This window comes from Sulfitobacter sp., assembly GCF_041552635.1.
Taxonomy (GTDB): Bacteria; Pseudomonadota; Alphaproteobacteria; order Rhodobacterales; family Rhodobacteraceae; genus Sulfitobacter.
On record NZ_JBFEKM010000222.1, the window covers coordinates 1 to 4,957 of the forward strand.

Annotated in this window: 4 protein-coding genes; all 4 read right to left on the reverse strand. The window is 53.8% G+C overall.

Annotated elements, in window-relative coordinates:
- Window positions 1-768, reverse strand: a 768-nt coding sequence (locus ABYT07_RS18710) for an ABC transporter ATP-binding protein (protein WP_372993539.1), incomplete at its 3' end; no start/stop codon positions are given.
- The gene (locus ABYT07_RS18715) at window positions 765-1,907 is read right to left on the reverse strand and encodes an ABC transporter permease (protein WP_372993540.1); all 1,143 of its coding nucleotides are present in this window, start codon (window positions 1,905-1,907) and stop codon (window positions 765-767) included. The genes ABYT07_RS18710 and ABYT07_RS18715, both read right to left, overlap by 4 nt.
- 5 nt (window positions 1,908-1,912) lie before the next feature.
- Window positions 1,913-2,917 (reverse strand): ABC transporter permease, encoded by a 1,005-nt coding sequence (locus tag ABYT07_RS18720; RefSeq protein WP_372993541.1) that lies wholly within the window; start codon window positions 2,915-2,917, stop codon window positions 1,913-1,915.
- Window positions 2,918-3,018: 101 nt separating this feature from the next.
- A partial coding sequence (locus ABYT07_RS18725; protein WP_372993542.1) for an ABC transporter substrate-binding protein occupies window positions 3,019-4,957 on the reverse strand: 1,939 nt, incomplete at its 5' end.

The following is a 4,957-nucleotide window of genomic DNA, read 5'->3' on the forward strand; positions in this document are numbered from 1 at the left end:
GTAGGGATGCGCCGGTTTGCGGATCACATCGCGCACTGTGCCCTGTTCGACCAAACGGCCCAGATACATCACGGCGACCTTGTCCGCGGTCTGCGCAATCACCCCCAGATCATGGGTGATAAAAATAATCCCCATGCCGAACTCGGACACAAGGTCTTTCATCAGATCGATTACCTGCGCCTGAATGGTCACATCCAGTGCGGTCGTCGGTTCATCAGCGATCAACAGCTTGGGCTTGGTCGACAGCGCCATCGCAATCATCGCACGTTGGCGCATCCCGCCAGACAATTCGAACGCATATTGGCCAAAGCGTGTGCCAGGGTCCGAAATACCGACGCGATCCAGCATTTCGATCGACAGCTCTTTGGCCTGCGCTTTGGAAAAGCTGGTGTGGATCAACAACTGTTCCACCATCTGGTCACCAATAGAAATCGCAGGCGCAAAGCTGGCCATCGGTTCTTGGAAGATCAATGAAATCGACCCACCGCGCACGATTTTCATCTCTCGATCGGTTTGCAGTGACAAAACATCAACAGGGCCGTCTTCAAGATGCAAGGTGATCTTGCTGTCGGGGCCATAGACCGCATTGCCGGGATTCAGCTTCATCAAGGACTTGGCCGTCACTGACTTTCCCGACCCGCTCTCACCGACCAGCCCCATGACCTCGCCTGCCTCAAGGCTAAAGGATACGTTGTCGACGGCAGTGACACGGCCTTCGTCGGTGTCGAATTGAAGGGTCAGGTTTTCAACGTCGATCAGGCGGCTCATTTTTTGGTATCCCCATAAGGATCGGCCGCGTCGCGCAGACCGTCCCCGACAAACACGAATGCCATGACAAGCACGATGAAAAAGATCACCGGAATGAAATACCATTGATAATTCAGCAAAACATCCGCGCTGGTCACGTTTTGCAACATGACCCCAAGCGAATTCACCGGATCCTTGAGGCCAAGCCCGATAAAGCTGAGCGCGGTTTCAGACAGCACCATATAAGGGAAGGAAATCACCAGATCGACGATAATATAGCTGGTGAAGCTGGGCAGCAGATGCTTGCGAATAACATGTCCGCTTGAGGCACCGCAAAGCTGGGCGGCCAGCACGTATTCCTGATTTCTTTCGGTCAGAAGATGCGTGCGCACCCGTCGCGCCAACGTGGGCCAACCGATGAAGCCCAATATAATCGAGATGAAGAAAAACCTTTCCTCTGCGCTCCAGGTATCTGGAATAAACGCGGCCAGCGCCATGAAAAGCGGGATGGCGGGGATCGTGCGCACCGCATCCGTCACCATCTGGATAAAGCTGTCGATCCAGCCCCCATAGAACCCGGATATGCCCCCGATAATCAAGGCAAGCACGAAAGAGATGAACACCCCGATCGTCCCCACAGCAAGCGAAGTATTGATCGCATGGAAGGTACGCGAAAAGATATCCTTGCCAGTGGAATCGGTACCAAACAGGTGGATGTATCCGCCGTCGATTCCGAAAAGATGGGTGTCGAACGTCATCCCAAAGTATTTATACTCTGACCCTTTGACGAAGAATTGAACATATTGCCGTTTTTCGGTATTCACCGTGGTGACCCACCTGAAATTGGTCTTGGCCGACCGTTCACGTTCCAGCGCATAGATAAAGGGGCGCAGCGAACAGCCATTGTCGTCGCAAAAGCTCGGGATGGTGGGCGCGCCGTTCAAGTAATCTTTGTCGCGGCCGGCAATGGTCGGGTCGTAGGGGGTCAAAAAAGGCGCAAACATGCCGGACAGGATCAGGATCACCAGCACCCACGCCCCGACCATTGCCGCCTTCTGTTTCTTGAATCGGGTCCAGATCAGCTGGCCTTGGGACGCTGTGAAATAGGCGTCCTTGGCGGTTTGATCCACGGCGGCGTCATAGAAATTGGGTTCAGCCATATCATTTACCCCAATATGCTGCGACGAATGCGCGGATCGACCAGTGCCAGCGCGATGTCGGTGATAAAGTTGATCGCGACGATACTGCCCGTCAGGAAAAAGATGATAGCCCCCGCAAGCTGTTGATCGTTTGACCGGGCCAAGGCTTCGATCAACAGCGATCCCGCTTCGGTCAGGGTCAGGATCAATGCGACGATAGGCAGTTCATTGAAGATACGGTTCAAGTCAAAGCCAAGCGAATTGATGATCGGACTAAGCGCATGGCGCGCTGGATAGCGCATCAACAGCCGCCGTCCTGACACACCGCGTGCGGCGGCGGCAGTCACGTAAAGTTTGCTGATTTCATCCGACATCAAGGCGCGCACTGTCTGGATCGCAAAGGCGGTTGCAGACCAGCCAAGGATGAAGACAGGCAGCCAGACATGGCCAAGGAAATCTTTTACTTTGGCCCAATCCCATGCCGCGTCCCTGAATTCAGGCGAGAATAGCCCCGTCAGACTGTTCCCGAACATCACCGTGGAAAACAGCATGATCATCAACGCCAGCAGAAAATTCGGCAACGCCAGACCCAGATAGCTGACCAGACGCAGACCGTTGTTCAGGAAAGGATTGCGCGATGTGGCAGCAATGATGCCTACCGGAATGGCGATAAGATACGCCAAGAACAGCGAGCCAAGGCAAATGCCGATGCTCAGCCAGACTTTTTGGCCCAAAAGTTGATTGATGTTGAGGCGCAGGATGCAACTGTCGCCGAATTCGCCCTGAAAGGCGTTGAAGATCCAGCTTGTCCAACGTTCAAGATAGGGGCGGTCAAGGCCAAGGCGGACGCGCTCGGCTTCGATATCAGCGATGGAAATCTGCGCGCCTTGGCTGTTTTTGAAGGCAAGATAACGTTCGGCACAGTCACCCGGCACCAGCTCCATCAATGAAAAGACAATGAATGACACAAGGCACAGCGTGAAAAGGGCAAGTGCGGCGCGGATTAACGCAAACCGAAGAAACTGTACCATTAGATGTGCGCCCCGTGAAAGAATACGACCCGTTTGGGTTCGCTTTTATGTCGTGAATTGCGGGCCACCTGCGCGGCCCGCAACAAAAGGTCACTCAGGGTTTATTCTTCAAGAAACCACTGCGATGGACGGTAGGGATATGTCCTGTAATAGGCGTAAGATGCTGTTTTGAACGGTGTGACGTTTTTCAAAGCTGCCGAAAAATAAAGCGGCTTTTGTTCCTTCACCGTACCGATGAACAGCAAATTACCGGTCATGTTTTCGACCAATTTCAACCCCAAAGCGTCGGATTCAGGGGTACCGACTTGCGTGGCCTGAAACGCTTTGACGTCCTCCATCATCTCTTTGGCATAGGCGGGCGGTTCCACACCGGAAGCGCCATCAGAGTCGACATATTCCCCCCAAAGCATTGCGGTGCGCATGTTGAAGTAGTTGTCATATGGCGGAATAAAGATTTCCCCATTGCCCAGAACAACGGCCAAAGGCACGCTTTTCTCGAACATCGTCACGTCCAACTGGTTTGACGATTGCGACGACCTGTATTCGTCGGTCGTGACTTCTTTCACCGTGTTGTTGATGCCCACTTCGCGCCAGCTTTGACCGACAAGTTCGACGATCTTGATCGAAATACCTTGTGTGGCAACCTGTAGGTTCAGCGTCAGCGGATCACCATTTGGCAATTCGCGCATGCCGTCGCCGTCTGTATCGACAACGCCGATTTCATCCAGCAATGACTTGGCCATTTCAGGGTCGAACTGTGCGTAATGCTGTTCCCATTCCGGTGTCACAAACGAAGGCGTTGGCGAAAAGCCGATATATTGCTGGGGCGTGCCCAGACCGAACATCGCAACCTCGTTGATTTCGTCACGGTTCATCGCGACGGACATCGCTTGGCGGAACTTTAGATCACCAAAGACTTTGCGCTTTTCCAGATCTTCGGATGTTACGTTAAACGCAAACGTCGGCATCGTGATGTCAGGTTTCAGATCAACGACAAAGCTGCCTTTTTCCTGGCTTTCCATCAGCAGCGGTACATAGTCGATTTGCAAGGCTTGCGCTTTGTAATCCACTTCGCCGTTGACCAGTTTCAGCAGACGCACTTCGCTTTCACCGACAAAAATTTCGTCCATTTCGTTGATGTAGGGCAGTTGGTGGCCCGCAGTATCGACCATGTAGAAGTAGGGGTTGGCGACAAATTGGCGCCCCTCGGTAGTTTCCGAGATAACGATGTGGCTTTCCAGCGTCGGTGCCGCATCAAGGGGTAGATTGGCGACCTTGTCCGGGTGGGCCAGCATCGGTGTTGGCGTGTCCATCCAGTCAGAGCTGCCATAATAGGCTTTGATCAGGTCATAACCATTTTCGAACCCCAAAGATTGCGCCAATGTGTCGGCATCGGGGTTGATCGCAGGATGATACTGGCCAAGGAAATGCTTGGGCTGGAAACCTTGGGCATAGTGGTTGGCGAAATGCGCAAGGAAACCGGGCTTGGGCGACGGCATGTTGAACCGCACGGTCTGCGCGTCGATGACATCGACAGTCATCGCCTCGCCACCAGCCAAGACATAATCCTTGGGGCTTTCGATTACATTTGGATCAAGGGCAAGGTTCTCGTACCAGAACTCTACATCCTCGGCACCAAAGGGCTGGCCATCAGACCATTTATGGCCTTCACGCAGTACAAATGTCAGCTGCGTATAGTCGTCATTCCACGACCAGCTTTTCGCGACATTGGGCACGATGGTGGTCAAATCATCCGCATAGCGCACCAGATTGACGTGACGCACAGACATGAAATCGGATGTGCCCGCCTCGGTTGCGTTGGACAGCGCGTTGAACGTGCCGCCATAGCTGCCGATCTTGTCATATGGGGCGACCACCAGCGGCTCGGACGGCATGCGATCGGCCAAAGCGGGCATTTCAGGGTTGCCGCGAATCCGCCCGTTCAGCGCTGCAATGGTAGGGTTTTCGGACATCCCGAGGGTACAGTTTGCAAGGGTCTGAAATTCCGACAGTTCGTATTGCTGCGGGAACGCCCCGGCA